The sequence below is a fragment of the Vibrio sp. 1078-1 genome (assembly GCF_033340475.1).
The window spans coordinates 253364-279252 of sequence record NZ_JAWOWM010000001.1 but is presented as its reverse complement, the minus strand read 5'-3'; the positions used below and the strand labels follow the sequence as shown (position 1 = coordinate 279252).

The 25889-nt window shown below is 45.7% G+C and carries 19 protein-coding genes; 10 read left to right on the top strand and 9 right to left on the bottom strand.

The window, feature by feature from the left end; translation table 11 throughout:
- The first annotated feature begins 159 nt into the window (after positions 1-159).
- Positions 160-1425, top strand: coding sequence for a DUF1835 domain-containing protein (locus tag R7190_RS01215; RefSeq protein WP_186585064.1), 1266 nt, complete (start codon positions 160-162; stop codon positions 1423-1425).
- Positions 1426-1814: 389 nt separating this feature from the next.
- Positions 1815-3119: a dicarboxylate/amino acid:cation symporter gene (locus R7190_RS01210; protein WP_186585063.1), complete on the top strand. Its 1305-nt coding sequence runs from the start codon at positions 1815-1817 to the stop codon at positions 3117-3119.
- A gap of 104 nt (positions 3120-3223) precedes the next feature.
- On the opposite strand, the gene R7190_RS01205 is transcribed toward R7190_RS01210, so the two are convergent.
- From R7190_RS01205 to R7190_RS01190, 4 genes are all read right to left on the bottom strand, one after another.
- Positions 3224-3598 (bottom strand): YkvA family protein, encoded by a 375-nt coding sequence (locus R7190_RS01205; protein ID WP_053303903.1) that lies wholly within the window; start codon positions 3596-3598, stop codon positions 3224-3226.
- Positions 3599-3762: 164 nt separating this feature from the next.
- On the bottom strand, positions 3763-4887 hold the full coding sequence (locus R7190_RS01200) for a M20 family metallopeptidase (protein ID WP_186585062.1): 1125 nt from the start codon (positions 4885-4887) through the stop codon (positions 3763-3765).
- A 9-nt stretch (positions 4888-4896) separates the two neighbouring features.
- The gene (locus tag R7190_RS01195; protein WP_005374849.1) at positions 4897-5364 is read right to left on the bottom strand and encodes a YjiG family protein; all 468 of its coding nucleotides are present in this window, start codon (positions 5362-5364) and stop codon (positions 4897-4899) included.
- Positions 5364-6101 carry a nucleoside recognition domain-containing protein gene (locus R7190_RS01190; protein ID WP_186585603.1) on the bottom strand — a complete coding sequence of 246 codons (738 nt, stop codon included), beginning with the start codon at positions 6099-6101 and terminating at the stop codon, positions 5364-5366. The genes R7190_RS01195 and R7190_RS01190 overlap by 1 nt, the downstream gene beginning before the upstream one ends.
- A 448-nt stretch (positions 6102-6549) precedes the next feature.
- On the opposite strand from R7190_RS01190, the gene R7190_RS01185 reads away from it, so the two are divergent.
- Together R7190_RS01185 and R7190_RS01180 are read left to right on the top strand one after the other, a co-directional pair.
- Complete coding sequence (locus tag R7190_RS01185; RefSeq protein WP_049872671.1) at positions 6550-6837, top strand: hypothetical protein; 288 nt, start codon at positions 6550-6552, stop codon at positions 6835-6837.
- A gap of 96 nt (positions 6838-6933) precedes the next feature.
- Positions 6934-7650 carry a DsbA family protein gene (locus R7190_RS01180; protein WP_005384623.1) on the top strand — a complete coding sequence of 239 codons (717 nt, stop codon included), beginning with the start codon at positions 6934-6936 and terminating at the stop codon, positions 7648-7650.
- A 69-nt stretch (positions 7651-7719) separates the two neighbouring features.
- Here R7190_RS01180 and R7190_RS01175 read toward each other — a convergent pair whose 3' ends face one another.
- From R7190_RS01175 to R7190_RS01155, 5 genes are all read right to left on the bottom strand, one after another.
- A complete protein-coding gene (locus R7190_RS01175; protein ID WP_186585602.1) occupies positions 7720-9780 on the bottom strand; it encodes an alpha-amylase in 2061 nt (686 codons plus the stop codon).
- A 180-nt stretch (positions 9781-9960) separates the two neighbouring features.
- Positions 9961-10635, bottom strand: coding sequence for a monofunctional biosynthetic peptidoglycan transglycosylase (mtgA, locus tag R7190_RS01170; protein ID WP_186585601.1), 675 nt, complete (start codon positions 10633-10635; stop codon positions 9961-9963).
- 137 nt (positions 10636-10772) lie between these two features.
- The gene (gene glgB, locus R7190_RS01165; protein ID WP_186585617.1) at positions 10773-13016 is read right to left on the bottom strand and encodes a 1,4-alpha-glucan branching protein GlgB; all 2244 of its coding nucleotides are present in this window, start codon (positions 13014-13016) and stop codon (positions 10773-10775) included.
- Between the two features lie 232 nt (positions 13017-13248).
- Positions 13249-15429 (bottom strand): 4-alpha-glucanotransferase, encoded by a 2181-nt coding sequence (gene malQ, locus R7190_RS01160; RefSeq protein WP_005374838.1) that lies wholly within the window; start codon positions 15427-15429, stop codon positions 13249-13251.
- A gap of 117 nt (positions 15430-15546) precedes the next feature.
- Positions 15547-18000, bottom strand: coding sequence for a glycogen/starch/alpha-glucan phosphorylase (locus R7190_RS01155; RefSeq protein WP_005374836.1), 2454 nt, complete (start codon positions 17998-18000; stop codon positions 15547-15549).
- Positions 18001-18734: 734 nt separating this feature from the next.
- On the opposite strand from R7190_RS01155, the gene malT reads away from it, so the two are divergent.
- The 6 genes from malT to rsgA all read left to right on the top strand — a co-directional run bounded on the left by malT (position 18735) and on the right by rsgA (position 25882).
- A complete protein-coding gene (gene malT / locus R7190_RS01150; protein WP_005374834.1) occupies positions 18735-21443 on the top strand; it encodes an HTH-type transcriptional regulator MalT in 2709 nt (902 codons plus the stop codon).
- A gap of 578 nt (positions 21444-22021) precedes the next feature.
- A complete protein-coding gene (locus R7190_RS01145) occupies positions 22022-22939 on the top strand; it encodes a DUF368 domain-containing protein (RefSeq protein ID WP_025998607.1) in 918 nt (305 codons plus the stop codon).
- A 243-nt stretch (positions 22940-23182) separates the two neighbouring features.
- Positions 23183-23608, top strand: coding sequence for a hypothetical protein (locus tag R7190_RS01140; RefSeq protein WP_017634464.1), 426 nt, complete (start codon positions 23183-23185; stop codon positions 23606-23608).
- Positions 23609-23617: 9 nt separating this feature from the next.
- The gene (locus R7190_RS01135; protein ID WP_017634465.1) at positions 23618-24232 is read left to right on the top strand and encodes an SCO family protein; all 615 of its coding nucleotides are present in this window, start codon (positions 23618-23620) and stop codon (positions 24230-24232) included.
- Positions 24222-24530, top strand: a complete 309-nt coding sequence (locus R7190_RS01130) for a PTS transporter subunit EIIB (protein WP_017634466.1) — start codon at positions 24222-24224, stop codon at positions 24528-24530. The genes R7190_RS01135 and R7190_RS01130 overlap by 11 nt, the downstream gene beginning before the upstream one ends.
- 275 nt (positions 24531-24805) lie before the next feature.
- A complete protein-coding gene (rsgA, locus tag R7190_RS01125) occupies positions 24806-25882 on the top strand; it encodes a ribosome small subunit-dependent GTPase A (protein ID WP_054574875.1) in 1077 nt (358 codons plus the stop codon).
- Positions 25883-25889: the final 7 nt, after the last annotated feature.

Sequence of the window (25889 nt, the reverse complement as noted above, 5' to 3'; positions counted from 1 at the left end):
CTACTATCACTCTGCTCATGCCTAAAGCACCCAACACTCGCGGAAAGAACTCGGTTCACGGCAATATCCTCACCTGCTTGGTTTAGCAGGCACAATCTGTTTTTACCTTCTTTTTAGCTTCTATTTAGGCGAGTGTGGAAGAAATAAGAAAGGTGAAATATGAACTCTACAAATAGCTTCTCGATCAATATCAATCAGCAAAAATCCATTGCTAAAAAAAGGCTCAAAGCTATCCGCCTATACGATGACGCCACGTTGGAGTTAGTTAAGCGATTTCACTCCAAACCAGAATCTTTGGCTCCCAATACAATTCAATTGGCTGACGTTCAACATGCACTCGCAAGAGAACTGGGCTTATCCAGTTGGAGTAAACTAAAAGCTCATGTCGAAGAGCTAGAAGCGCACAAACTAGCCATCAAAGAACAAAAACCGCCCCTAGATGCAAAAGTAAAAACGCTACACGTTCGTTGTGGCCACGACATTCAACAACAACTTAAAGCCAGCGGATTTGAAGGGACATTTTTAGCCCTGATCGATCCGCTTTGTATTGGCCCCATACCAGCAACACCGCAGAACTTCCTTGCCATTCGTGCCCAATATGTCGTAGAGACTCTGCTGCCCGTGATGAAGCGTGAAGACTCGGTTCAAGATATAGTCACATTGGAACAATCAAACCTCGATCTGTTGCAAAGTGATGTATTTGAACGAATCGTCTTTTGGGTCGAACATGACAGTTATGATCAATTGATGCTAATTCGTGCTCTAACACAGTTAGAGAATGTAGAGAATAAAGTGATAGAGATCATTGAGTTGAACCAGTTCCCGGGCACTGAACGATTCATCGGCTTTGGGCAGTTGCCTGAAGAAGCTATTCGTTCTTGTTGGCGATACCGTAAACCTGTGACAGCAAAATTATTCAGTCAGGCTAAACGGTGTTGGCACGCTATTACATCACCGACACCTATTTCCATAGTTAATTTGATTCAGCAGCATAACCTGGATTGCTTGCCCAATATATTCAACGTGCTTAAACGCCATTTGCAAGAGTTACCTAATTCACAAACTGGATTGAGCTTGACACAACACCTCGCACTAAAGGTCTTGAGCTCGCAAAATCGTTCAATTCCCATCAAAGATTGGTTTGAGCAATATCAACAACTAGAACCTCTTCCTTACCTAGGAGACGTGATGTTTTACGCGTTACTCCTCCCTCTAGCACAGTGTCAAACACCTTTGATCACGATTGAGCCACGTGAAAGGCACTGGTGGGAACAAAGCGTCCGTATCACTGAGGCTGGCAAGCAGTGTTTGGAAGGCTTAATACGAGCGAAACAATGCTATTGGATTGGAGGGATTAAAAATACCAGTCAAAGTTATTGGAGCTGGGATCACCTCCAACTAACTACACTTGCCAACCATCATTGAGTTGACAAATATGAAAGCATAAAGGGTTCGTTGGCTCTGATGAACACTCAATACTAAATTATCCCTAAAGAAGCGACCGCTAGCCTGAATATAACTTAAATAGTTATGCAGAAATGCATCCACTCCAAGAGAGTATGCACTCTATCTCTTATTAAAATTTATTGTAAATCCTCTTTGTTATCGGTTGTATATTCGATAAAAGTGTTAAAATACAAACTTTTCATCCGGCCAATTCGTTAATATTTGGTTAAAATCCCATTTTTATTAGTGATAAAGTTCACATCTATTAACCATTTAGAGGATTATTCTTTCGTATTTTCTCACTCCGCTGCTAATCTGCTCGCCGCTTTGAAGTGAACTCAAGGTGCATAACTATAAGGAGTGTTCTCATGAATACCAAGAAACCGATGTCGCTTACCAGCCGCGTAATTTTAGGTATGGTTGCGGGTATCTTGACAGGATTTGCAATTCGCACACTTTTTGCCGACAACGGATTTGTCGACGCATACATTGTTAATGGATTATTCGAAGTTGGTGGACAGATCTTCGTTGCCAGCTTAAAAATGCTTGTTGTACCGCTAGTATTTGTTTCGTTAGTTTGTGGTACTAGCTCTCTCAAAGACCTCTCTACACTGGGTCGCATGGGCGGTAAAACCCTCGCTTTCTACGTTACGACAACGGCTATCGCGATTACGCTTGCTCTAACTATGGGTACTCTATTTCAGCCAGGGGCAGGGGCAGATCTAACGGCAGCAAGTTCATTCAAATCAGCCGAAGCGCCATCTTTAGGTCAGGTGATCATCGATATGTTCCCGACCAACCCAATCAGCGCAATGGCAGAAGGTAAAACTCTGCAAGTTATCGTGTTCGCCGTGCTATTCGGTATCGCGATCAGTGCAGCGGGTAAACCAGGCGAACGCATCGCAGCATTCTTCTCTGATCTGAATGAAGTGATCATGAAACTGGTCGCGATTTTGATGAACTTGGCGCCTTATGGGGTGTTCTTCTTAATGGCGAAGCTATTTACTGGTCTTGGTCTGGGCGCGATCGTCAATCTGGCAGAGTACTTCTTAGTACTGGCTAGTACGCTTGTCCTACACGGTCTAGTTACTTACAGCTTAATGTTAAAAGGTTTCACAGGTCTAAACCCAATTACGTTCCTACGTAAGATGGAAGACGCGATCATGTTTGCTTTTTCTACAGCTTCATCGAACGCGACCATTCCAGTGACAATGGAAACAGCAAAACACCGCATGGGCGTAGATAACCGTATCTCATCATTCACTGTTCCTCTAGGTGCAACTGTGAATATGGACGGCACAGCCATCATGCAAGGTGTCGCAACCGCATTTATTGCTCAAGCATTCAATATTGATTTGAGCATGGGCGATTACATGATGGTTATCATGACCGCAACACTTGCATCTATCGGTACTGCGGGTGTCCCTGGTGTTGGCCTAGTAATGCTTGCTATGGTATTGAACCAAGTTGGTCTGCCACTTGAAGGTATCGCGCTCATCATGGGTGTTGACCGTCTTCTTGATATGATTCGTACCGCGGTAAATATCACTGGTGACAGTGCTGTAACCGTCATCGTTGCGAAATCAGAAGGTGCATTGGATGAAGCTCGCTTCAACGACCCAATGGCAGGCGTAGCCGAAGAAGAAGTGCATCTTAAACGCGCTGACGCCTAAATCGTTCTACGATTACCATTCTGAAATTATATAGTCCTGTCTAAAAGAAAGCCCCGATGGAAACATCGGGGCTTTTGTTTTCTCCGCGTCTAGAAATACTCTTTCTAATCCGCCATCGAATTCAGCTTTTCTCTCGCTTGTTCTTCATGCTCGTCGGTGATGGCATTACCGACTGAGTTCGCGGCTAAGGTAAGTGCTGCCATGTCATCGGTAAAACCGACGCCAGCGAGTACGTCTGGCACCATATCTGTTGGTAGGACAAAGTATGCCAGCGCACCACCTAAAATCGCCTTATGGCGAACAGAGGTGTTAGAATCTGTCATCGCGAGCCATGATTTAATGCCCATTACGGCAATTTCTTCACCCGCTTTCTTAACCGACCCTTTCATTTTTCGCCAGAATGTTTTCTCATCTGGCGCTTGCATCGTTTGATCTTTGGCGTCTTTCGGCGCCGATTTTACAGACATTGTTGTGGTCATCGTTGCCTCCGAAATTTATGACTGTGGCCAACATATTAATAAATCGAACCTGAACGCAAGATTAATAACAAGAAATGATAGTAAAGTGAAACAAAAACACAGATAGAAAATCCCCAAACCGAAGTCTGGGGATCGTGATGTTGGGAACTAAGTTGTCGAGTGCACTACTGAGCTATCTTCTCCAGTACACGCATCAGCATTTTGATTCGCGGTTCGATAGACTCAAGCAACAAGTACTCTTGATCGCTGTGGAAGCCCGCACCGATAGGTCCTAGACCATCCAAAGTTGGAACGCCAAGAATCGCCGTATTGTTTGCATCAGAGCCGCCACCGACTTCTTTCCAGTTGATGTCGATCGCCAGTTCACTTGCCGCTTCTTCAACTAATGTCATTAAGCTTTCTGTTTGTGGGCTTGGCACCATAGAAGGCTTATACGCTTCACTAACCAACTCAATGCTCACGCCATCAACGAATGGTGTTTCCAGCATGCCGTTTAGCTTGCTATCGACATCATCGTATTCTTCGTTGCTCCAGAAACGCACATCCACGATCGCTTCAGCGTGCTCAGGGACGATGTTCGCTCCGTTGCCACCAGAAACAATACCGACATTCAGTGTGGTACCAGATTCAAAGTTGGTCATTGCATTGACTGCTAGAATCCAATTCGCCATCTCAGTGATTGCGCTGCGGCCATTTTCTGGCTCGTTCCCTGCGTGAGCAGCAACGCCATTAAAGGTCATTTTGTAGCGAGCCATGCCTTTACGCGCTTTCACTAAACCACCGTCTGCACGTGCCGCTTCTGCAACCAGTACATTCTTAGCGTTTTTCGCTACTGATTGAATCCAATCCACAGAGTTCAGAGAGCCCGTCTCTTCATCTGGGTTCATGCAGATAGCGATAGACAGCTTATCCAACACCGCTTGGTCTAGATTACGCATCGCGTACACGATGTTCAGCAAACCAGATTTCATGTCAGACACACCTGGACCGTACGCTTTCTCTGCATCTTGAAACATTGGACGAAGCTCAGCGGTACCCACAGGGAACACCGTATCCATGTGACCAATTAGCATCACATCGATTTGCTCAGCTTCCGGCTTGTTTCGAACTTCAAGACCAACACCCGCTCTGCCACAGTCGATGCGTTTTACGCTCCAACCTGACATCGCTTGGTACTTATCTTCAAATTGAGAAGCGATGAACTCGATGCCATCAGTCGTGTAAGTGCCACAATCCACATTGATTAGCGGACGTAGCTCTTCTAGATATTCATTTAGAGAGAATTGCATGACTCACTCCTAGACAAACAGATTCATCACCAGCATTGCGCCAAACGCGTTCAATACTGAGATTGCAATCATAACTGGGATGTAACGACCTTCAGTACCGATTGGGCCCATGATACGACCCATGTACTGAACTTGAGAGCCCATAAGGTAGATGGCAGGCGCTAGAATCGCAATGTGCGTGCCGTTAAGGATACCTTGGTCAAACAGCGTGATAACCACCCCCACTGCGCCACCCATCGACATCCAAGCACCGATCAATACCGCTGCAGCTTCACCCGGAAGACCAAACACCGCCATGATTGGAGAAAACACCGTGCCCATCAGATCCAGCGCACCAGTGATTTGCAGCGCTTTGATGATAACGAACGCCATTAATACGTTAGGAACCGTAGAGGTAGTCGCAATCACCCAACCTTTCTTAGCACCTTCGACGAAGATATCCGTCACCATTGGTTTTTTCGCTTTAACGTCACCCATTATGCCGTCTCCTCTTTTAGGTTCTCTGATTTGTTTTGGTCTTGCTTGTCTTCGTTACCTTCCGTCATGTTTAGGTAGATACGGAACAGGTTCGCACCAATGATCTTAAACGCGAACATCACCACAACCGCCAAACCAATAGAAGAAGTTACTGCTAGAGAGCCGTCAGCCATCGTCAGTGTGAACAGCACAGCACCCGATGAGAAGAAGTTCACGATGGTTGCACCTGCAGTGAACTGGAACATGGTAAATACGTCCGTTTCACGCTTAGTTAGGTGACCTTCATCTTTTAGCTGACGCGTCATTGCCGCACCTGCATCGGTACTTTGTAGAGAAGCAATTAAAGCCAGACCAGAGTTACCAGGGATGCCCATTAGAGGACGTAGAAGAGGAGTAAGAAGCTTACGAGCTGCTTCAAGTGCACCGTAGTGCTCAAGTACGTTGATCATACCTAAGGCGAACATAACAGTTGGAATCAAAGTAAGTGCGAAAATGAAACCGTCGCGAGCACCGCTACCACCAGTACCGCGAAGCGACGTTGTTGCAACTTGCACACCGTCAGCCGTTTCGGTGACACCATACGCCACCTTGCCGAAAGAGCCATTGAGCGTTGTAAAATCGAATACACCGTACCATTCGCTAGATTGCATCAGGCCAGAAAAGAACACAACCGCAAACGCCAGAGCAACGTAGCACCCCAGTGTAACTTTACGCTCAGTTTGAACAGGAATTTTCATAACATTACCTACACATGTGGAACTTAACACATATGTTCACCTGAATAATGTGCTAGAGAGATGATCAAAATCAATCCGCCTGCCGAACATTATCGCGACTCAGTTATGAAGTTTTGTTTTATGATTCCAATCACAATTGAAAGATAATAAAAATTTGTGCCAACAATTAGGTATTTTAATCTATATCGATAGCTCACGACTTCTTCATCAACTCAACAAATGATTCTGACGAATATTGCTTTCTACAACATTCATGACGTACTTCATACTTTGGCATTGAGGCAATATCGATTAACTCGAAAGTAACATTCAGCCACGAAATTTAGGTTAGGATGGCCCGGTCATATGTAAACGGCATAAACCAGAATTAACAGGACTATACGACCCATTGTTACGCTCACAATATAAAATAGCCAAATGGACACTCGCCCTCGTGCTTTGGGTGGTGATGATATGCTTAAGCCAAAATTCTGGTTTCTCGAAAAGCTGCCCGAAGGCTCACCAAATACAGAGTCAGCAAGATGAGAGTGTGAATTTATCACCATCTTGCGACCTTTCAGAAAAGCTGGTTCAAGCGTACCAACATCAGTTTGATCATATTCTTATTCCATTTTTTCTGTTTGCTTTGATTGTGGCGCTGCCGATGACAACCACAGCAATTCGTTATCTGGAATACACAGAACCGATACCGGAAAAGTATCGGGTTCACCTAAAACTTTGCGTGTTTAGAGAATAAAGCCAGCAAGGCGAGAGACCTTTCTGCCTGACTTTTGTACATATTTTATTCACTTCACATAACAAACAACGAAATTTAAAAGTTTTAGGAAATATTATGACATTCACTCGTACACTTTTGGCGTTAACGATGGCTATCGTATCTGCCGTATCTTTCGCATCAGAAAAGACCGCAGAACAAAAGCTAGAGGAAGTTAATCAGATACTAAAAGATAACCCTCAAATTCTTGATTCATTGCACCAAAACCTTCAAGAGTACATTGCGTATCAACAGTCATTTGGCGACACCTTGAAGGAGGTTCGTCAATATCTAAGTGATGGCAAACATTCCTCTTTTGGTGCTGAAAACCCTGAGTTAACCATTATTAACGTAACAGACTACAGCTGCCCTTTTTGTAAACGTTTAGAAGGAGAGCTGGTCAAAGTTGGTAAGGAATATCCGCAGGTAAAAGTGCTTAACCTCAATGTCTCTTTTAAAGAACAATACGAGAAGAACGGTTACAACTCGGCAAGTTACGCATTAAATGTTTGGCAAAACCAGCGAGATAAGTACGAACAAGTGCATGAGTTATTGGTGAAAAAACCGGGCGCACATGACGCACGTTCCTTAAATCAAATCGCGAAAAAAACGGGGACAGAAGCACAGCTTGTCGACGACAAAGAGACCAAGGCGTTGCTTGATAAAAACTATCAGTATTTCACGCAACTTGGTTTACGCGGCACGCCCGCGTTGATCATTAATGATCAAGTCATTCCTGGCTATGTGCCGTTTGACGAGCTAGAAAAAGTCATCGACCAAGAACTGGCGAACTAATACAACAAAGCCCTTCCCTGATAACTCAAGGAAGGGCTTTTTCTATCTAGGCTTAAAACGAAGTTCTAACTACTTGTCGCGACCCACAAACGCCACAACGACTTTGTCATTGCCAAGCGAGCGAGAGAACACGTACGCGCCTTCTTGTTCAATTACTTGATGCTGACCCGCACCAATCGCTGGGTGCGCTTTACGGAACTGACCAAGAGTTTGCCAGTGTTTGAGCAGCGCTTGCTTCTCATCAGATAGCTTCCATACCATGTCAGAACGAGTGCCTTGGTGGAAATCGTCCGCGTAAGGACCAATGTTACGACCAACTTCATCACCATAATAAACCTGAACAGCACCAGGACTCAGAAGCAGTGCATTCGCGGCGTTACGCTGCATACCGTAATCTTTGAAGCGAGAGAAGAACAGCTCGGTATCGTGAGAAGACATGTAGCTCACAGGGTTAAAGTCTTTCTCATTGGCGATAGTGTCCGCATAGCTTTGGTAAGTGTCTGCCATTTGGCTGAAACACGCCGCGCCTTTGTCTAACTTCTTCTGCATGTCGAAGTTAATCAACGCATCAAAGCCATCGTCAAAGTAAGGGCTGCGATAAGCGGTATGTCCCCATACTTCACCCATCATCCAGAATGGCTGACCTGACTTACCGTTCTCTTTACGCCACTGCTCAAGGCTGCTTGATGCCTCTTCTTTCAAGCGTTTCCACACATGGCCTTCAACGTGCTTCACCGTGTCGACACGGTAACCATCAATACCAAAGCGTTTCACCCAATCAGTTTGCCACTCAATTAGGTAGTCCGAGACAGTGTAATTATCACGCGCCTCAACGCGAGTGCCAGGGTTATCCAATAGCCATTGAGCTGGCTTCACGGCTTTGTCTGATTCAGTGATAAAGTCAGGCAAACCCGCCAATGACATGGTGATATCACTGCTGCCCGGAGCTGGGTATCCCGGTAGACCTGTTCTTACCCAGTCACCGCCCCACCATTTCGCCCAGTTTGGACTCTGGTAATCAATCTTCTGGTGGTAGCTATGCCAGTTTTCACCCGCTTTTGGTTGCCAATCCCCCCACTTCTTAGGTAGTTCAGCGTTTGGTTTTAACACCTCAATACCATCAAATTGCAAATCGGCTAACGTCGAGTAACCGGTGTGGTTGATTACTGCGTCCATCAATACTTTAAGGCCACGTTTGTGTGCCTCTTCCACCAGCTTTTTCAGATCATCTTCGTTACCGAAGTTCTCATCAATCTTGGTGAAATCGCGCGTCCAGTAACCGTGGTAAGCGTAAAATGGGAATGAGCCACTATCGCCGCCGCCCACAAAACCATGCACTTGCTCAACGATTGGCGACAACCAAATTGCATCTGTACCTAGGCTCTTGATGTAATCTAGCTTTTCGATCACGCCTTTTAGGTCACCGCCGTGGAAGGTGCCGATCTCTTCTTTGCTGTCTTTCTTACGCCCATAGCTGTTGTCATTGCTGGTATCGGCGTTGTTGAAACGGTCAACCATCACGAAGTAAATGTTGGCATTGCGGTAATCAAACGGCACTGCTTCTTTGGTTTTCTTCACTGGCTCTAGTAGCACCAACCCGCCTGAATCTTTGCTTGGCGTCAGCGATACTTGCTGATCTTTTACTTCGACCATCTGCCCAGAGTAAGCATCACGCAACTTGGTGCCATCGGGGAAACTGTCACCCAGCGCAATGGTGACTTCGCCGCCTTGATAAACCTCACATTGCACTTGTGGGATTGGGCGTTTGAATTCTGTCTTCGCGGCTTTCTTAGGTTCACGCTTGAAGCGCAATGTTTTCGCTTCCGCATCAAAAGCAAAAGAGTAATCGCCAGTAAAGCGGATTTTTAATGGCAGTTCTGTTGGCTTTCCACAGTTCAGCGCGATAGGTTTGTTGAATTTGACCTTCTGGCTATCAGGCGCGACACAGTCGCCCTCAACGCCCGTGATTTTGAGCGTGTATCCGTCTTTGGTTAAGGGCACAACCAAAGGCTGTTCTGCACTTAAGGGAAAGTCACGGCTGTTAGTCGTGGTAGAGATGGTGATGTTTGGCTCGGCGATGGCACTTGCCGATGCAAGCAATAAGGTAGTCGTAATCAGATTCAGTTTCATCGTTCAGTCCATTGGTTGCGCATAGGCGCAGTATTCGTGTTGTAGTTTTATTCACACTAATAGTAAATGGATGAAAAACTGAGCACATCATTCTGAAAAGCTACGCCCTAAAGCTTGTGACGCTTCACATTTTGCTTTTATGGGGGCGTAGTTCTACTTATGAGCAGGGTAAAAAGGAGTTTAAAGCAGAACGCTACCAAGGTTACGCATTTGTCTCATCGCCCAATTGACGCGGCTGATGGTGTAAGAAGTCTGAGGGTAAACTTTGATGCGATACGGATTTGGCAGCACCACCGCAAGCCTTGCTGCTTGGCGTGTTGAAAGTTGTTTAGCAGGAATACCAAAGTAGTTTTGCGCAGCGGCTTCCGCGCCATAAATACCTGGACCAAACTCCACCACATTCAAATACACTTCAAGAATGCGTTTTTTACTCCACATTGCTTCCATCAGCAGAGCAAAATAAAGCTCATACGCTTTGCGCACATAAGAGTGTGAAGGAAACAGAAACACGTTCTTTGCAGTTTGCTGAGTAATCGTGCTCGCACCGCGCGAGGGACCGTTCTCGCCAGACTCTGAGATCACTTTAAACAAGGAATCAAAATCCACTCCGTAATGGGTCGGGAACTTTTGATCTTCTGTCGCAATCACGGCCAGTTGAATGTGTTTAGAAATATCACTCAAAGGCACCCATTCATTTTGACTCTCTTCAGGAAATCCTTCAGGAGGAGAAATTATGCGGCTGATCTTCCATCCCCAAATTGGTGGATCGATGTATTTCACTATGCCAACGAGCATCACTGGTAAAAGCAAAAGCACCAATAAGATATTGAACAGAAGGGATTTAATCTTTCTCAAAGTCCGACCTAGCCTGATTTCATAAAACAATATGATGCAAGTATAGAGTATGCAGTCTGTTTATCGTTAGTGAAAACTTGGTTAAAAAAAAGCCCGATTTACAATGTAAAACGGGCTTAGAATTTGATTAGACTAAATTATTTGTGCAGCTTGTAGAACACGGTTGAAAGTGGAGGCAAACGAAGCTCAAGTGATTGAGGCAGTGATTCACTTTCGACTTGTTCCGTTTTCACACTGGTCAGCACTTTAAAATCGCTTCCGCCGTATTTGCTGTCGTCCGTGTTCAGCAGCAGTTCGTATTGACCTGCATTTGGAACACCTAAACGGAAACGCTCGTGTGGTACGGGCGTAAAGTTGGTGATGATGAGAATACGCTCACCCCCTTTACTGATACGCTCGTGCGCTAGGATGCTTGCATCTGCCTCGTCTTGTAGACGCCACTCAAAACCAGCAGGAACACAATCTTGATCGTGCATCGCCGCTTCATTTCGGTACAAGTGGTTCAAATCGCGCATCAGCTTTTGAACGCCTTGATGACGTTCGTATTCCAGCAAGAACCATTGCAACTGATCATCGTGGTTCCACTCCGCCGTTTGGCCGATTTCCGCGCCCATGAAGTTCAGCTTTTTGCCCGGTTGACCATACATATAACCGTAGTATGCACGTAGGTTTGCGGTTTGCTGCCATTCATCGCCCGGCATCTTGTTATGGATAGAGCCTTTTCCGTACACCACCTCGTCGTGAGAGAGAGACAAGACGTAGTTTTCGCTGTGCGCATAAACCAGCGGGAATGTGATGGTATTGTGGTGGTATTTGCGGTGAACAGGATCTTCTTTGATGTATGAAAGACTGTCGTGCATCCACCCCATATTCCACTTGAAGCCAAAGCCTAAACCACCCATAAAGGTTGGCGCAGACACACCCGGAAACGCCGTTGACTCTTCCGCAATCGTCATCGCATTCGGGAAGTGCTTGTACACTTCTTCGTTCATCCATTTTAAGGTTGCGATTGCGTCGTAGTTTTCGTTGCCACCATCAACGTTCGGGACCCACTGATCGTGGCTACGTGAATAATCGAGATAGAGCATCGACGCGACGGCGTCCACGCGAATACCATCAATATGGAATTGTTCAAACCAGTACAGCGCATTCGACACAAGGAAGCGACGCACATGTTCACGGCCTAAATCGTAAATGTAGGAGTTCCAGTCTTGGTGCCAACCGCGACGCGGATCTGGATCATGGAACAGAGGCGTACCATCAAAGTTCGCTAAACCATGATCATCCGATGGGAAGTGCGCCGGTACCCAATCCAGCACAACACCGATACCTGCTTGGTGACACGCATCCACGAAGAATTTGAAATCATCAGGGGAGCCAAAGCGGCTAGTTGGTGCAAACAAGCCAACGGGTTGATAGCCCCATGAACCATAGAATGGATGCTCAGACACAGGCATCAGCTCAACGTGGGTGTAGCCCATATCCACAAGGTATGGCACCAACTGCTCTGCGAGTTCTCGGTAGTTGAGGAAATCACCTTTCTCGTCGCGCTTCCATGATCCAGCATGTAGCTCGTAAAACGATAACGCTTCATCACGCTTTTGCGTCACTGCACGGTTTTGCCATTTCGCATCTTGCCATTGGTAACGCTTGTGATCGTAAGTAATGGACGCGAACGATGGGTATTGCTCAGAGTAGAAACCCCAAGGGTCTTGTTTATGAGGAAGCCCTTCCCCATTTGGCCCTTTGAGCTCAAATTTGTATTGTACCCCCTCTTCCAGACCAGGAATGAATAGGCCCCAGATACCGTAGTCTAGGCGTTGCATTGGATGACGACGGCCATCCCATTGGTTGAAGCAACCCACAAGGCTAACAGCCGATGCATGTGGTGCATAAACAAGGAAACGCACACCAGAGATGTTTTCACCGCCACGTTCTAGCGTGACAAAGTGTGCGCCCATGTAGTGATACATGTCTTTTGGCGTATGCAGATGCTCGTACTCTTGGTAGATATTGTGATACTGGTACGGGTCATCAATAATTTGTTCAACACCATTCCAATCGACCGCTAAACGGTAGTGGGTCAGGTGTAAATCGCGTTGCTCTTTTAAGATGAAACCGCTGTCGCCATCACGCTCAAGCGCCACGCGAGGTTCACCATTAACAAGTAGTTCAACCTTGTTTGCGCCCGGCATCCAAACTCTCAGCGAAGCTTCGTCGTCAATGAATGGACCCAGCGCAGCAAATGGATCTGAGTAAGCCGCCTCAGCAAGCAGTTCGTATGCGCGTTCGTGTTGTTTCTTTATTTTCTTGGTTTTGGTGGTTTTCAAATCTTTCTCCCTAGAGCCAATATCCTTTTCAAGACCAGAGATCTGAATCAAACATCGGTTTCTCCACAGCCAACGTTGTGAACTCACAAAAAGACTCCGCTTCTCACGTTCGTTGCGTAAACGGCGTCAAAATACAAAAATGCCCGCTATTGTCGCGGGCATAATAACGGTACTTCATCCTAACGGATTGTGTTTTAGGAATGAGTGACCTAGACGGAACTTTCGTACCTCTGAGCTAACAAAATTGGTAATCAGCTCGTCCATCTACGCCACTCTAGGCATTTTACTTACTCGCCTGTGCACGAACTTCAGTAAGGCGTTTAGAAATACGATTCACATCTTCACGGCTGAAGATTTCATCTAGGTTCATCGACAATTTACGACGCCAGTTTGGATACTCATCCACCGTACCAGGAATATTGACCGGTTGATCCATTTCTAGCCAGTCTTCAAGCTGCACACTAAGCAGTGCAGAGTCACCTGCGGCTACGTGCAGTTGCAGCGCTTCGCTTAGGTATGAATCCATTGGCACGTACTGAGCATCATGACCAATGCCTTCTGGCAAATAGCCATGCCAGCGAACACTGTCTAGAATGCCTTGTTTGCACTTCAAGCGATCAGCGAATAGGCCTTCCAACTGCTGCTCATCAGGGTACAGACCAATCTCACGCCCCATCTTCAAGTCATCACAGTGCCAGAAACCGCGTAGTGTTGGCATATCGTGCGTACACAGCGCAGCCATAGACTGCTCAGCGTAGTGCTTCGGAGAAATAAAGCCACCGTCGTCTTTTGATGTTTCGAAGAAGAAGACTTTGTACGAATGCACACCCGCATCACGAAGGATATCAACGATTTCATCAGGTACAGTACCCAAGTCTTCACCGATTACAGAACACTGATGACGGTGAGATTCCAACGCTAGGATTGCTAGCATGTCTTCCACTGGGTAGTACAAGTATGCGCCTTCTGTCGCTTTCTCGCCTTTTGGAATCCACCAAAGGCGAAGCAGGCCAAGTACGTGGTCGATACGCAATGCACCACAATGCTTCATGTTAGCACGTAGCAATTTGATGTAAGCGTCGTAGCCAGTCGCTTCTAAAACCTGAGGGTTAAGCGGAGGCAGACCCCAGTTTTGGCCTAGTGGACCAAGTACATCTGGTGGTGCACCGATGCTTGCATCCAATACTAGCGCGCCTTCATCAGCCCATGTTTCACTACCAGAATCAGCAACACCAACCGCAAGGTCACGGTACAAACCCACAGCCATGCCTTTTTCTTCGGCTAGCGCTTGCGCTTCTTTGATTTGATCGTCTGCGATCCATTGCAGGTACATGTACAAGTGAACACGATCTTGGTTATCCTTGATGTACTTCTGAGTACCAGCTGCGTCGAATGTGCGGTATTTCTCAGGGAATACAGGCCAACCCCACATGTTTGCATCTTCTGCATGTAAATCAGCATGAAGTGCATCGAATGCAGCTTGATGTAGCAAGCTGTCGCCGCCTTTTTCAACAAAGTCCAAGAAGGCACGAGCGCGATCGGTGTTTTTGTCTAAATGGCGAGCTTTAAACTCACTGAATAGTAGCGGAAGAACGCTCATTTTTAGTTGCGAAACTTCGGTGTAATTCACCCAATGAGAGTCTCGCGCTTTTTGTAAACGTTGTTGGAACTCTGCGCTACCAACACGCTGTTGTGCTTCTGCACTTAGCGCGAATTCAGGTACAGAGCTTACGTCGATGTACATGATGTTCAGCCAGCGACGAGAAGACGGGCTGTATGGGCTTGCCCCTTCTGGATTCGCAGGGAACAGCGAGTGAATCGGGTTCAAGCCAATGAAGTCACCGCCACGAGAGGCAATATCACTCACCAGTTGTTTTAGGTCACCAAAATCACCGATGCCCCAGTTATGCTGAGTCCGCAGTGTGTAAAGCTGGATACTAGGACCCCATAGCTTTTTGTGTTGGTTTAGATCGTCTTGTTTGAAACACGCTTTCGGCGTAATGATCAATGACATCTCGTAAGGTGTTTTACGACGCTTACGACTGATGATCAGTTTGTGATAACCCCAAGCCAAGTTCTTTGGCAATGCAAACACTAGAGGGCCACCCTCAGCACGCTCATCACGAACAATTTGGGACTGAAGATAGCCTTCAAGTACCTCTCCTTGTTCTGTTTCTAAACGCCAGCTGAATTCACTCTCACGAGCACTCGTACCTAGGTTTAGTTCCACTTCGACTGGTTCGCCGTCGCGTAAAACAAGAACAGGGGCTAGTACGTCTTTTTTATGTTTCTTTTCAGCAGAAGCCAGTAGTTTTTCATCACTGCTAGTATCGTAGCCAAGCGAAGCGAGCAAGCGGCGTAGCGTCTCCTCAGACACTTTAGCCTCATCTCCCCAAGCACTGACATAGCTATCAGCCAATCTCGCCATTTCCGCGACTTTCTTTAATGCTGTTTGTTCTTTCATCGCTTTCTCCGAAGGTAATACCAACACCTTCCATGTAGGGTTTTATTGTTATCAATAACTTCTTTTGGAAAATGACCAAAGGTAGCGCTTGGCTACCTTGGTCTTAACTAGGTTCTATTAGCGTTTCACCGCTTCAAGTTTCCAGATATTGTTCACGTAGTCGCGGATTGAGCGGTCTGACGTGAACTTGCCAACAAGGGCGGTATTAAGAATGGCCTTCTTCGCCCAGCCAGCTTGATCTTTATATTGTTCGCTCATGTCTTCGTGTGCTTTCACATAAGAGGCGAAATCCGCGAGACATAAGTATGGGTCACCACCGTCTAGCAGGCTGTCGTATGTGGCACGCAGTAAGCCTGGTTGGCCTGGTGTGAACTCTTCACCCAATAGCAAGTCCATTGACGCTTTGAGTAAGTGATCCGCATTGTAGTAATCAAATGGGTTGTAACCTTGAGCTTTCAGCGCTTTCACACCTTCAACATCTAGACCGAAGATGTAGATGTTCTCATCGCCTACTTCCTCACGAATCTCAACATTTGCACCATCCATTGTACCGATAGTTAGCGCACCGTTTAGCGCCATCTTCATGTTACCTGTACCTGATGCTTCTTTACCCGCTAGCGAGATTTGTTGAGAAACGTCAGCCGCAGGGATAATGATTTCAGCCATGCTCACGCGGTAGTCAGGGATGAATACCACTTTCAGCTTGTTACCGATGCGAGGATCGTTGTTCACCTTGTCTGCAATCTTATTGATTGCGAAGATGATTTCTTTCGCTAGGTGGTAACCCGGTGCTGCTTTTGCTGCGAAGAACACAACGCGTGGCGTACACTCAAAACCTGGTTCATTAAGAATACGGTGGTACAGAGACAGTACGTGTAGCAAGTCTAGATGCTGACGTTTGTACTCGTGCAGACGCTTGATTTGAACATCGAAGATTGCATTAGTATCGAGCTCGATACCCATGTTCTCTTTCACCCAAGTTGCTAGGCGTTCTTTGTTCTCTTTCTTCACTGCCATGAATTCTTTTTGGAATGTCGCGTCAGTAGCGTACTTCGCAATACCTTCAAGTTGCTCTAGTTTCGCTGGCCATTCTGGGCCGACTTTCTCAGTGATAAGCTGAGACAGACCTGGGTTACAGAACTTCAACCAGCGACGTGGCGTAATACCGTTCGTTACGTTGTGTAGACGTGTCGGGTACATTTCGTGGAACTCTGGGAATAGGTCTTTCTTAACCAATTCAGAGTGAAGTGCTGCTACACCGTTTACTGCGTAAGAGCCGATTACACATAGGTTTGCCATACGAACCATGCGGTGGAAACCTTCTTCGATGATAGAAAGCTTCTGTTGCTTCGCGACATCACCCGGCCACATTGCACGTACGTCTTGTAGGAAGCGGTGGTTAATCTCGTAAATGATCTCCATGTGACGTGGTAGCAGGTGCTGGATTAGCGACTCTGGCCATGTCTCTAGTGCTTCTGGAAGTAGCGTGTGGTTGGTGTACGCAAATGTCTTAGAGCTGATTTCCCAAGCCGCTTCCCAAGCTAAACCTTTTTCATCCATCAGGATGCGCATTAGTTCAGGAATCGCAATCGTTGGGTGTGTATCGTTAAGCTGGATAGTCTCTTGCTTAGGTAGATCCGCTAGCGAGTAGCCCGCAGCTTCGTGGCGACGTAGGATGTCACGTACAGACGCTGCTGAGTGGAAGTACTGCTGCATTAGACGCAGTGTTTTACCTTTCTCGTGGTTGTCGTTCGGGTAAAGCACTTTAGTGATGTTACCTGCGTCGATCAGTGCGTGCTGAGCTTCGAAGTAATCACCATTGTTAAAGCTTGCTAGTGAGAATGGTGCAATCGCCTGACATTCCCAAAGACGTAGCGGGTAAACCGTGTCTGATTCGTAACCCACAATTGGAAGATCCCAAGGCATTGCTCTTACTGTCATGCCTGGTACCCATTTGCGAACCTCTTTACCGTTCTCGTTAATCACTTCAACGTGACCGTAGAAACCGATCTCTTGCGCAAGTTCTGGACGCGCAATTTCCCAAGGGTAGCCTTCTACACCGCGCCATGCGTCAGGTGCTTCTTGCTGGCGACCATCTTTGAATGACTGTTTAAATAGACCGTATTCGTAATGTAAACCATAGCCGACAGTTGGGAATTCTTGTGCCGCACATGAATCCATGAAACACGCAGCCAGACGACCAAGGCCACCGTTACCCAATGATGGGTCGCGCTCTTCTTCTAGCAGATCAGTTAGGTTGTAACCCAGTTCAGCCATTGCTTCTGTTACTTGTTCATACAGACCCATGCTGATTAGGTTGTTACCCGTCAAACGACCGATAAGGAATTCTAGCGAAAGGTAGTTAACGCTCTTCGCACTTTTAATGCGTGGATCTTCTTCTGTCGCAAGCAAATCTAGAGTAGTAAATTCAGCCAGAGCATGCCCCATTGCTAGGTACCATGCGCGGCTGTCTGCGTTTTCAATCGTATGAGCGTAAGTTACAGATAGGTGTTTCTTTACGCTTTCTTGGAACGACTTCTTGTCAAATTGTTTTTGTTGAGTAGGTTTCATTACGAAATTCTCACGTCTTTTGGTAATTCATCTGCCATACATCGTGCATTTACCTCTGTGAATAAACATCCTCCTAATTCTCATCCTTTGAAGGAGGAGGGCTGAGGGCGTAGAGGGGGTACCATTGCTAGGTTAGTGATCCAAATCTCAACAAAGTGAACTTTGCACCAGTTCTTAGTGATTTTGATCACAATGGAATGTGAGAAAGGTTAAAACCCGTTCATGACGCTTTTTATAGTCCACTCATCTGATGATGTGAAAATTGTAATATCGGTCACATTAACTCGGTCAGCGTAGAAGAACTTTTCGTAATCTATGTGCAACGCGATCTTAACGCTAACGAAACAAACGATATTTAAGTGACGACAATCACAAATAAAGGGCGTAGTTGATGGTAAATCCATCAACCCTTGAGAATTAGGAAGTGGATCAAAGTAACGAACATTTCTGATGTCGTAACATCCCTCTCAGCTCACAGGATTGTACGCTTTTTATACAAACTAGAATTAGGCGATGTGAGTTATTTCTAGTTTTCGCTAGCTTTTATATTTAAGTGACCGTATGGAATGGTTTTTCAGACGGACGCAAGCCCCAATAGTAGCGACATTATCCGGTATTCAAACAGTGTTTTTGATGCTGATGGCATCATTCAGTAAGACGGCTTTCAAGGGGGCTTTACTAGAATGATCACGTTGCTGTCATTTGGGTATACATAAATAAGGACATAACTACTAATGTGGATTCCATCTAAGCTTACTCGACCAGGACGCCTGCACAATGCCATCGTGCGCCCACGAGTGTTGGACTTACTACAGCAAGCGCCTTACTACAAATTGGTTTTATTCCGATCCCCAGCAGGTTACGGAAAAACAACAATGGCAGCGCAGTGGCTATCCGATAAGCCAAACGTCGGTTGGTACAGCATTGATGACAGCGATAACGACGGCTTTCGCTTTGTAAACTATCTGCTTCAAGCACTAAACAAAGCCACCAACTTCAGTTGCGCTAACGCACAAAAACTGGCGGAAAAACGTCAGATCTCGTCTTTACGCTCCCTATTTAGCGAAGTATTCGCAGAAATGGCTGACTTTCATCAAGAGTGCTACGTGGTGCTTGATGACTACCATTTAATCACGAATGATGAAATCCATGAATCCATGCGTTTCTTTTTAAAGCACATGCCAGACAACCTCACCGTTGTGGTAACCAGTCGTGCAGCGCCGCCTCTAGGCACTGCAAACTTACGTGTTCGTGATTTAATGATCGAAATTGGCAACGAGATGTTGGCGTTTGATACCGAAGAAACCACTCGCTTCTTTAACCAGCGTATCGCCGATGGTATTGATGAAGACATGGCGAACAGCCTAAGAACCTATGTTGAAGGTTGGCCATCGGCGATGCAGTTGATCGCATTACAAGCCCAACATCAAAACCGCACATTGGCGCAAACTGTAGAGTCGGTATCGCAGTTCAATCACGCGCATTTGTGGGATTACTTGGTCGAAGAAGTGTTTGACTTACTCGATCACGAAACTCGTCACTTTTTAATGCAAGTATCCGTGCTTGACCACTTCAATGATGAGCTAGTGTTTGCCCTTACCCAACGCGAAGATGCACTGGGAATGATTGAATCGCTTAACCGTTACGGCTTATTCATTTATCCGCTCGAAGGGGAACAGAACTGGTTCCGGTTCCATAACTTATTTGGCGAGTTTTTATCGCATGAGCGCCAAGCTCGTATTCCTCAGCAAGAAAAAGATCTCCACCGCAATGCTGCTATCGCTTGGTTACAACAAAAAGCACCACACCAAGCGATTCATCATGCACAAAAATCGAATGATAAGGACTTAGTGGTAGAGATCTTAAACGAATTCGGCTGGAAGATGTTTAACCAAGGCGAACTCAGCACACTGGAAAGCTCAATTAACAAGTTGGACGATGATCTGTTGTTCAGCCACCCAAAACTTACGATGCTCCGAGCATGGTTGGCTCAAAGTCAGCATCGTTATAACCAAGTGGGCCACCTGCTTGAAGAAGCGGAAGAGGAACACAAAAAGCGTAACATTGCGTTAGATATTCATTATCAAGGTCAAGCAAACGCGTTGCTTGCTCAAGTGGCTATCAACAGTAACCAACCAGAAAAAGCTCTCGAATTAGCGGAGCTAGCGCTTAGCCAACTTGATAACACAATTTACCGTAGCCGAATTGTGGCGACTTCGGTTGTTGGTGAAGTTAACCACGTGCTAGGTAAACTAGACCGTGCTTTGCCGATGATGCAACAAACTGAAAAGCTAGCTCGTCAGTATCAGGTATATCACCAAGCGTTATGGGCAATATTGCAGCAAAGCGAGATTTTAATTGCACAAGGTTACGTGCAAGCTGCCTTTGAACTACAAGATTCCGCATTTCGTCTGATTGAAGATCAGCAGCTTCAGCATGTTCCTCTTCATGAATTTTTGCTGCGTATTCGCGCGCAAGTACTTTGGTGCTGGAACCGACTTGATGAAGCGGAAGAATGCGCGTACAAAGGTCTGCAAATTCTCGAAAACCATTCACCAAGCAAGCACTTACATAGCTATTCGATGTTGGCGCGTATTGCGATTGGACGCGGTGAATTAGACAAAGCAGGTAAATTCATTGAGCATATACAGCACTTGATGAAACAGTCGACTTATCACGTAGATTGGACTGCAAACGCTTCACTATCGTTGATTCTATTTTGGCAAGCGCGCGGGAATACCGATGCAATGCAAGAATGGCTCAACACTGCGGTTCGTCCTGAATCGGCATGCAACCACTTTTCTCAATTGCAATGGCGTAACATTGCTCGCGCCCACATTAATTTAGGCCAATATACCGACGCTCGTGCTGCGTTAGATTTTCTCCAAGGTGAAGCTCGTCGCACTAACCTAATCACAGATACTAATCGCAACTTAGTGGTTGAAGCGGTCCTTTCTGCTCGCCAAAAAGATGAGGAGCAAGCCAAGGCTCTGTTAAAAGAAGCATTAGTAATGACGAACCAAACTGGCATGGTCGGAAACTTCCTGATTGATGGTGCAACCATTGGCGGTCTGCTGGAGAAGTTGAGCCTCCGCCATGAACTGGGCGATCTTGAGCGTCACCGTGCTCAACAGTTAATGAAGGACATTTCATCGAATCAACGTAGCCGGTCGATTCACTTTGATGAAGACTTTATTGAAAAGTTGGTGAATCACCCTAATGTGCCAGAGCTAGTACGTACCAGCCCATTAACACAACGCGAATGGCAGGTTCTGGGACTGATTTATTCAGGCTTTAGTAACGAGCAAATCGCACAAGAGCTGGATGTGGCAGGTACGACAATTAAAACCCACATTCGCAACCTGTACCAAAAGCTTAATATTGCTAATCGTAAAGAAGCCATTGTGACAGCTGAAAATTTGCTACAGTTAATGGGATACTGAACTGCTAGATAAACGGGTTAAAACGTAAAGTAAAACACAAGGGTTGGCGTAACACGTCAGCCCTTTTTTATGACTGACAGTAAGAGAAGTGCAATTTGCAAAGCACGTAAGTAACGTTGTTCATATAAAAAAATAGCCAACCGCAATAATCGCGATTGGCTTATATTTAGTGTGAACAAATTGTATTCACTAACAACGTCAGTTGGCTAGGTGACCCTCGGCTTAAGAAGGGTCGAGCAGTATTATGCATTAATCATGCCAAAATGCAAAGACTTATTTTTGGGCACAAGATCTCATATAAGCTGGATTTATTCACGCGCAAATTATCAAAATGCAACTTTGTAATGCAAATTGCAATTGCATAATGCAACCAAGACTGATAATTGATAGTAGAGTTAATCATCTCAAAAATGTAAACCAAGCATTAAAAGCTCGTTACGGCGACATTGTCTCTTGGCGGGTAATAAAGATAGGCAATAGATTGGATATAAAACCAAGTAGTTACAGCACTATTTCATACTTTTTTCATCGCAATGTTTGTATACTCTCTGCCATCGAAACGACTTAGCATTAGAGCAATGAACTACTTAATTACTTTCTTCAAGGGAATCGCCATGGGTGCAGCAGATGTTGTACCTGGTGTATCTGGCGGCACCATCGCGTTTATCACTGGTATTTACGATACGCTGCTTGAAAGCATTCGACGCATTAACCCCTCACTTTTCTCTATCTGGCGAAAAGAAGGGGTTAAAGCCGTGTTTAATCACATCAACGGATTCTTCCTTATCGCTCTGTTTGCCGGCATTTTCACCAGTATTGCAACGCTAGCAAAGTTGATTACTTGGCTTCTTGACACACACCCGATCCCACTTTGGTCATTTTTCTTTGGTCTAATTTTGGTCTCTGTGTATCACATTATTCGTCAGGTTGAGCAACGCGATCTTGTCCGCTTTGTCATTCTGCTCGTTGGTGTCGGGTTTGCTTATAGTATTACTGTGCTCAAACCTTTACACATGGAACCAACGGCCATTAACACCTTATTCGCTGGAGCTATCGCGATTTGTGCAATGATCTTGCCGGGTATCTCTGGCAGTTTTATTTTGCTGCTGATTGGCATGTATGCTCCTGTATTAGCCGCAGTGAAAGGTTTTCAAGTCGATACATTAGCGCTATTTTTGTCTGGCTGCGTGCTCGGTTTACTGTCCTTCTCTCACTTATTGTCGTGGTTACTACGCAAGTTCCGTGATTTCACCCTGATGTTTTTGACTGGATTAATGATTGGTACGTTGCCAAAGATTTGGCCATGGAAAGAAACCATCACTTGGCGCACCAATTCGAAGGGCGAACAAGTGCCATTGCTACAGCACAACCTATCACCATTTGAATTTGAACACGTGACATCACAACCTTCTCAGTTAGTACTTGCTGTCGTGATGATGCTTGCAGCCATTGCTCTGGTTTTGGGTCTAGAGAAATTCGCAGATTCAGATAAATAACTTTGGTATCAAACACATACTGAACCAAATAAAAACGGAGCCAATTGGCTCCGTTTTTATCTATTGGCTAAGGGCAAAACATCTCAATTGAAAACTCTGCTGTATTTGATGCAATAAAGTCCGTCGCGTTACTAAGAAGCTGGTCACCGAGGTATAACGCACAATTTACCGAGGTCACGAGTTGGCGAGCGGCGCATCTGTGCTACGATGCTCGTAATGTTAAGTGATAAATGCTGAACCTTAATGAAACTGTTACAAATCGCCGCTGTTTCAGCCGCATTAGTTGCGGGATTTTATGCCCCGACTCTAATAAAAAACTTTTCTTCTTCCACTCAAAGCAAGTCAATAGATGAATACTGCTTTCTCTCTACAACCTCTTGCGTCCAAGAAAATGTTACGATGACGCTAAACTCAGAAACTGCTCAACCCTTGGTTCCTACCACTCTAAATGTTGAGTGGCATACAAGCGATGCTAAGCAACTCATCCTAAGTCTTTCAGGAAGAGAAATGGAGATGGGTGAGCCTAAGTTTTTGCTGAAGCAAATCGCTCCTGGCCAATATCAAGGTGACATCATTCTCCCAGTTTGCACGGAGGATGCAATGACTTGGGTTGGTGAACTCAGTGATGGAGAGAATACCGTTTACCCTGCTATAAAAATGCAAAGATAAGGAATCGTTATGAGCCGCAATTGGTCCCTATTTCTCGTAGCTGCTTTCGCACTCGGGTTTGGCGTAAAGAGCTATTTAGATAATCAGAAAACGAAGCCAGAGCAAGTGGACAGTTCCACCTCTCAACAAACAGTATTGTTTGGGGAAAATAACCAAGCCATCAATATCTTCGATGTGAATGACCCTCGCATCCGAGTCGTCTATTTTGGCTTTACTCGCTGCCCAGACGTTTGCCCAACTTCTCTTGCAATGCTGGCAGGAGCACTGAATCAAATTGACGACGCGCAAAAAGCACAACTACGCCCGATGTTCATTTCTTTAGACCCAGAGCGTGATGAGGCCGATGCATCAGCAAAATATGCCCATTACTTCCATCCAATGATTGAAGGCCTATCGGCACCACTTGATGTAACGACACCTTTGGCACACAACTATGGTGTCATTTTCCGCAAGACAGAATTGGAAGGCTCGGAACTAAAGTACACGCTGGATCATAGCTCTTACTTTTACTTCTTGAAGCCGGATGGCACGTTAATCACTAAAGTACCGCATACGCTCTCGCCGGCACCGATTGTTGAAGCCATTTCAAAACTAACGACCGAAGGCTCTTCAAATGACGGTTAAGTCAGCGCTGAAGCAATTTTTCAATTTCCTAACTCATACCAACCCCAATGTCGAACAAGACGTCGATACGATCATTGACGCCATTGGGGGCATAGAGAACCTGCTAGAAACTGGTGCATGTGCGACTCGGCTGCGTCTTACCCTCAGAGCGACGTCCGTCATCGATAAGAACGCACTCAAAAATCATGGCGCGCATGGCGTCGTGATATTGGATGATCGTCATGTCCAAATCATATACGGCTTAAAAGCCAACACGTATTCGCAAATTATGGAAGAGCGCATCACAAAACAAAGTTAATATTTTTGCAGTATAGCTACCCTCTTTAAAAAACGGCGGCTATACTCTTTTGGCTTAATTAACTCACTTATTTATTAACCAACGAAGAGGACACAAGATGATTGTATTGAATAACACTAACTGGGCATCGCAAGGGTAACCCTAACAGCACCAACTCTGTGGCATAGCCACAACTCCCCTTCTCTGCCCGGTCTTCACCGGGGTCAACTCTATCCGAATTAGACCCTAATGCGATTTGTATTAAGGCGCTTTGTTGCGTCTGGGATAATTCAATGATGAATCAAACACATACTTTTTGTGACACATTAGTTTCAACTTCAAACCCTCTAAAACAATTGGGTTGGAAACCATTTTTTCAGCAACAACTGACATTAGACGATTACGACAACACTATCTTTGCTCGTGTAATTGCGCATCACCGAAGTGGTTATTTATTGGCAACAGAAACTGGGCAAGTTCATCTTAATGCCCACCATTCTTTACCCAATATGACCGTCGGAGACTGGGTAATCTTAAATGAAGATCAGCAATTTGTTCGCCTACTGGATCGCTTGAGCCTCTTTAGCCGCAAAGCCGCTGGCAGCAAAGTGGCAGAGCAACTCATCGCAGCCAATGTGGATACAGTGTTTATCGTCTGTTCCCTTAACGACGACTTCAATTTAAGTCGTATTGAACGTTATCTTGCCTTGGCTCATGAAGCCGAAGTCGAACCCGTCATCGTGCTTTCCAAAGCCGATTTGTGTGACAATACTGATGAACTAAAAAGCCAAGTACAGAAGCTCGACCCTCTATTAGCGATAGAGACAGTCAACGGCTTAGAAATAGAGAGTGCTTCTAAACTCATGACCTGGTGCAAAGAAGGACAAACCCTCGCTTTTATCGGTTCTTCAGGCGTTGGCAAATCAACTCTTGTTAATGCATTACTCGGGCAACAAGAACAGGCAACTGGGCATATTCGTGAAGACGATAGCAAAGGGCGACATACAACTACATCGCGCTCTATCCATCTATTACCTGATGGCGGCATCTTGATTGATACTCCGGGAATGCGCGAGCTTCAACTAGCAGATTGTGAATCGGGGGTCAGTGAGGCATTTTCTGATATTGAGGCTCTCGCTCAGCGTTGTCGCTTTGGTGATTGCCAGCATCAAACTGAGCCGGGTTGCGCAATTCAAACTGCGATTGAAAATGGCAAACTGGAAGTTCGTCGTTTCAATAACTATCAAAAACTATTGCGAGAACAAGCCTTTAACGGTGCGACTTTGGCAGAGCAACGAGCTCAAAGTCGACAGTTCGGGAAACTCACTCGAAATGCCATGAGTGATAAGCGCAGGCGCCAACAAAGTTATTAATTTGTTG

Excerpts from the sequence above, each read along its gene's own strand:
- R7190_RS01215 (WP_186585064.1), top strand. The coding sequence starts at position 160 with ATGAACTCTACAAATAGCTTCTCGATCAATATCAATCAGCAAAAATCC.
- R7190_RS01210 (WP_186585063.1), top strand. The coding sequence starts at position 1,815 with ATGAATACCAAGAAACCGATGTCGCTTACCAGCCGCGTAATTTTAGGT.
- R7190_RS01205 (WP_053303903.1), bottom strand. The coding sequence starts at position 3,598 with ATGACCACAACAATGTCTGTAAAATCGGCGCCGAAAGACGCCAAAGAT.
- R7190_RS01200 (WP_186585062.1), bottom strand. The coding sequence starts at position 4,887 with ATGCAATTCTCTCTAAATGAATATCTAGAAGAGCTACGTCCGCTAATC.
- R7190_RS01195 (WP_005374849.1), bottom strand. The coding sequence starts at position 5,364 with ATGGGTGACGTTAAAGCGAAAAAACCAATGGTGACGGATATCTTCGTC.
- R7190_RS01190 (WP_186585603.1), bottom strand. The coding sequence starts at position 6,101 with ATGAAAATTCCTGTTCAAACTGAGCGTAAAGTTACACTGGGGTGCTAC.
- R7190_RS01185 (WP_049872671.1), top strand. The coding sequence starts at position 6,550 with ATGATATGCTTAAGCCAAAATTCTGGTTTCTCGAAAAGCTGCCCGAAG.
- R7190_RS01180 (WP_005384623.1), top strand. The coding sequence starts at position 6,934 with ATGACATTCACTCGTACACTTTTGGCGTTAACGATGGCTATCGTATCT.
- R7190_RS01175 (WP_186585602.1), bottom strand. The coding sequence starts at position 9,780 with ATGAAACTGAATCTGATTACGACTACCTTATTGCTTGCATCGGCAAGT.
- malQ (WP_005374838.1), bottom strand. The coding sequence starts at position 15,429 with ATGAAAGAACAAACAGCATTAAAGAAAGTCGCGGAAATGGCGAGATTG.
- R7190_RS01155 (WP_005374836.1), bottom strand. The coding sequence starts at position 18,000 with ATGAAACCTACTCAACAAAAACAATTTGACAAGAAGTCGTTCCAAGAA.
- malT (WP_005374834.1), top strand. The coding sequence starts at position 18,735 with ATGTGGATTCCATCTAAGCTTACTCGACCAGGACGCCTGCACAATGCC.
- R7190_RS01145 (WP_025998607.1), top strand. The coding sequence starts at position 22,022 with ATGAACTACTTAATTACTTTCTTCAAGGGAATCGCCATGGGTGCAGCA.
- R7190_RS01140 (WP_017634464.1), top strand. The coding sequence starts at position 23,183 with ATGAAACTGTTACAAATCGCCGCTGTTTCAGCCGCATTAGTTGCGGGA.
- R7190_RS01135 (WP_017634465.1), top strand. The coding sequence starts at position 23,618 with ATGAGCCGCAATTGGTCCCTATTTCTCGTAGCTGCTTTCGCACTCGGG.
- R7190_RS01130 (WP_017634466.1), top strand. The coding sequence starts at position 24,222 with ATGACGGTTAAGTCAGCGCTGAAGCAATTTTTCAATTTCCTAACTCAT.
- rsgA (WP_054574875.1), top strand. The coding sequence starts at position 24,806 with ATGAATCAAACACATACTTTTTGTGACACATTAGTTTCAACTTCAAAC.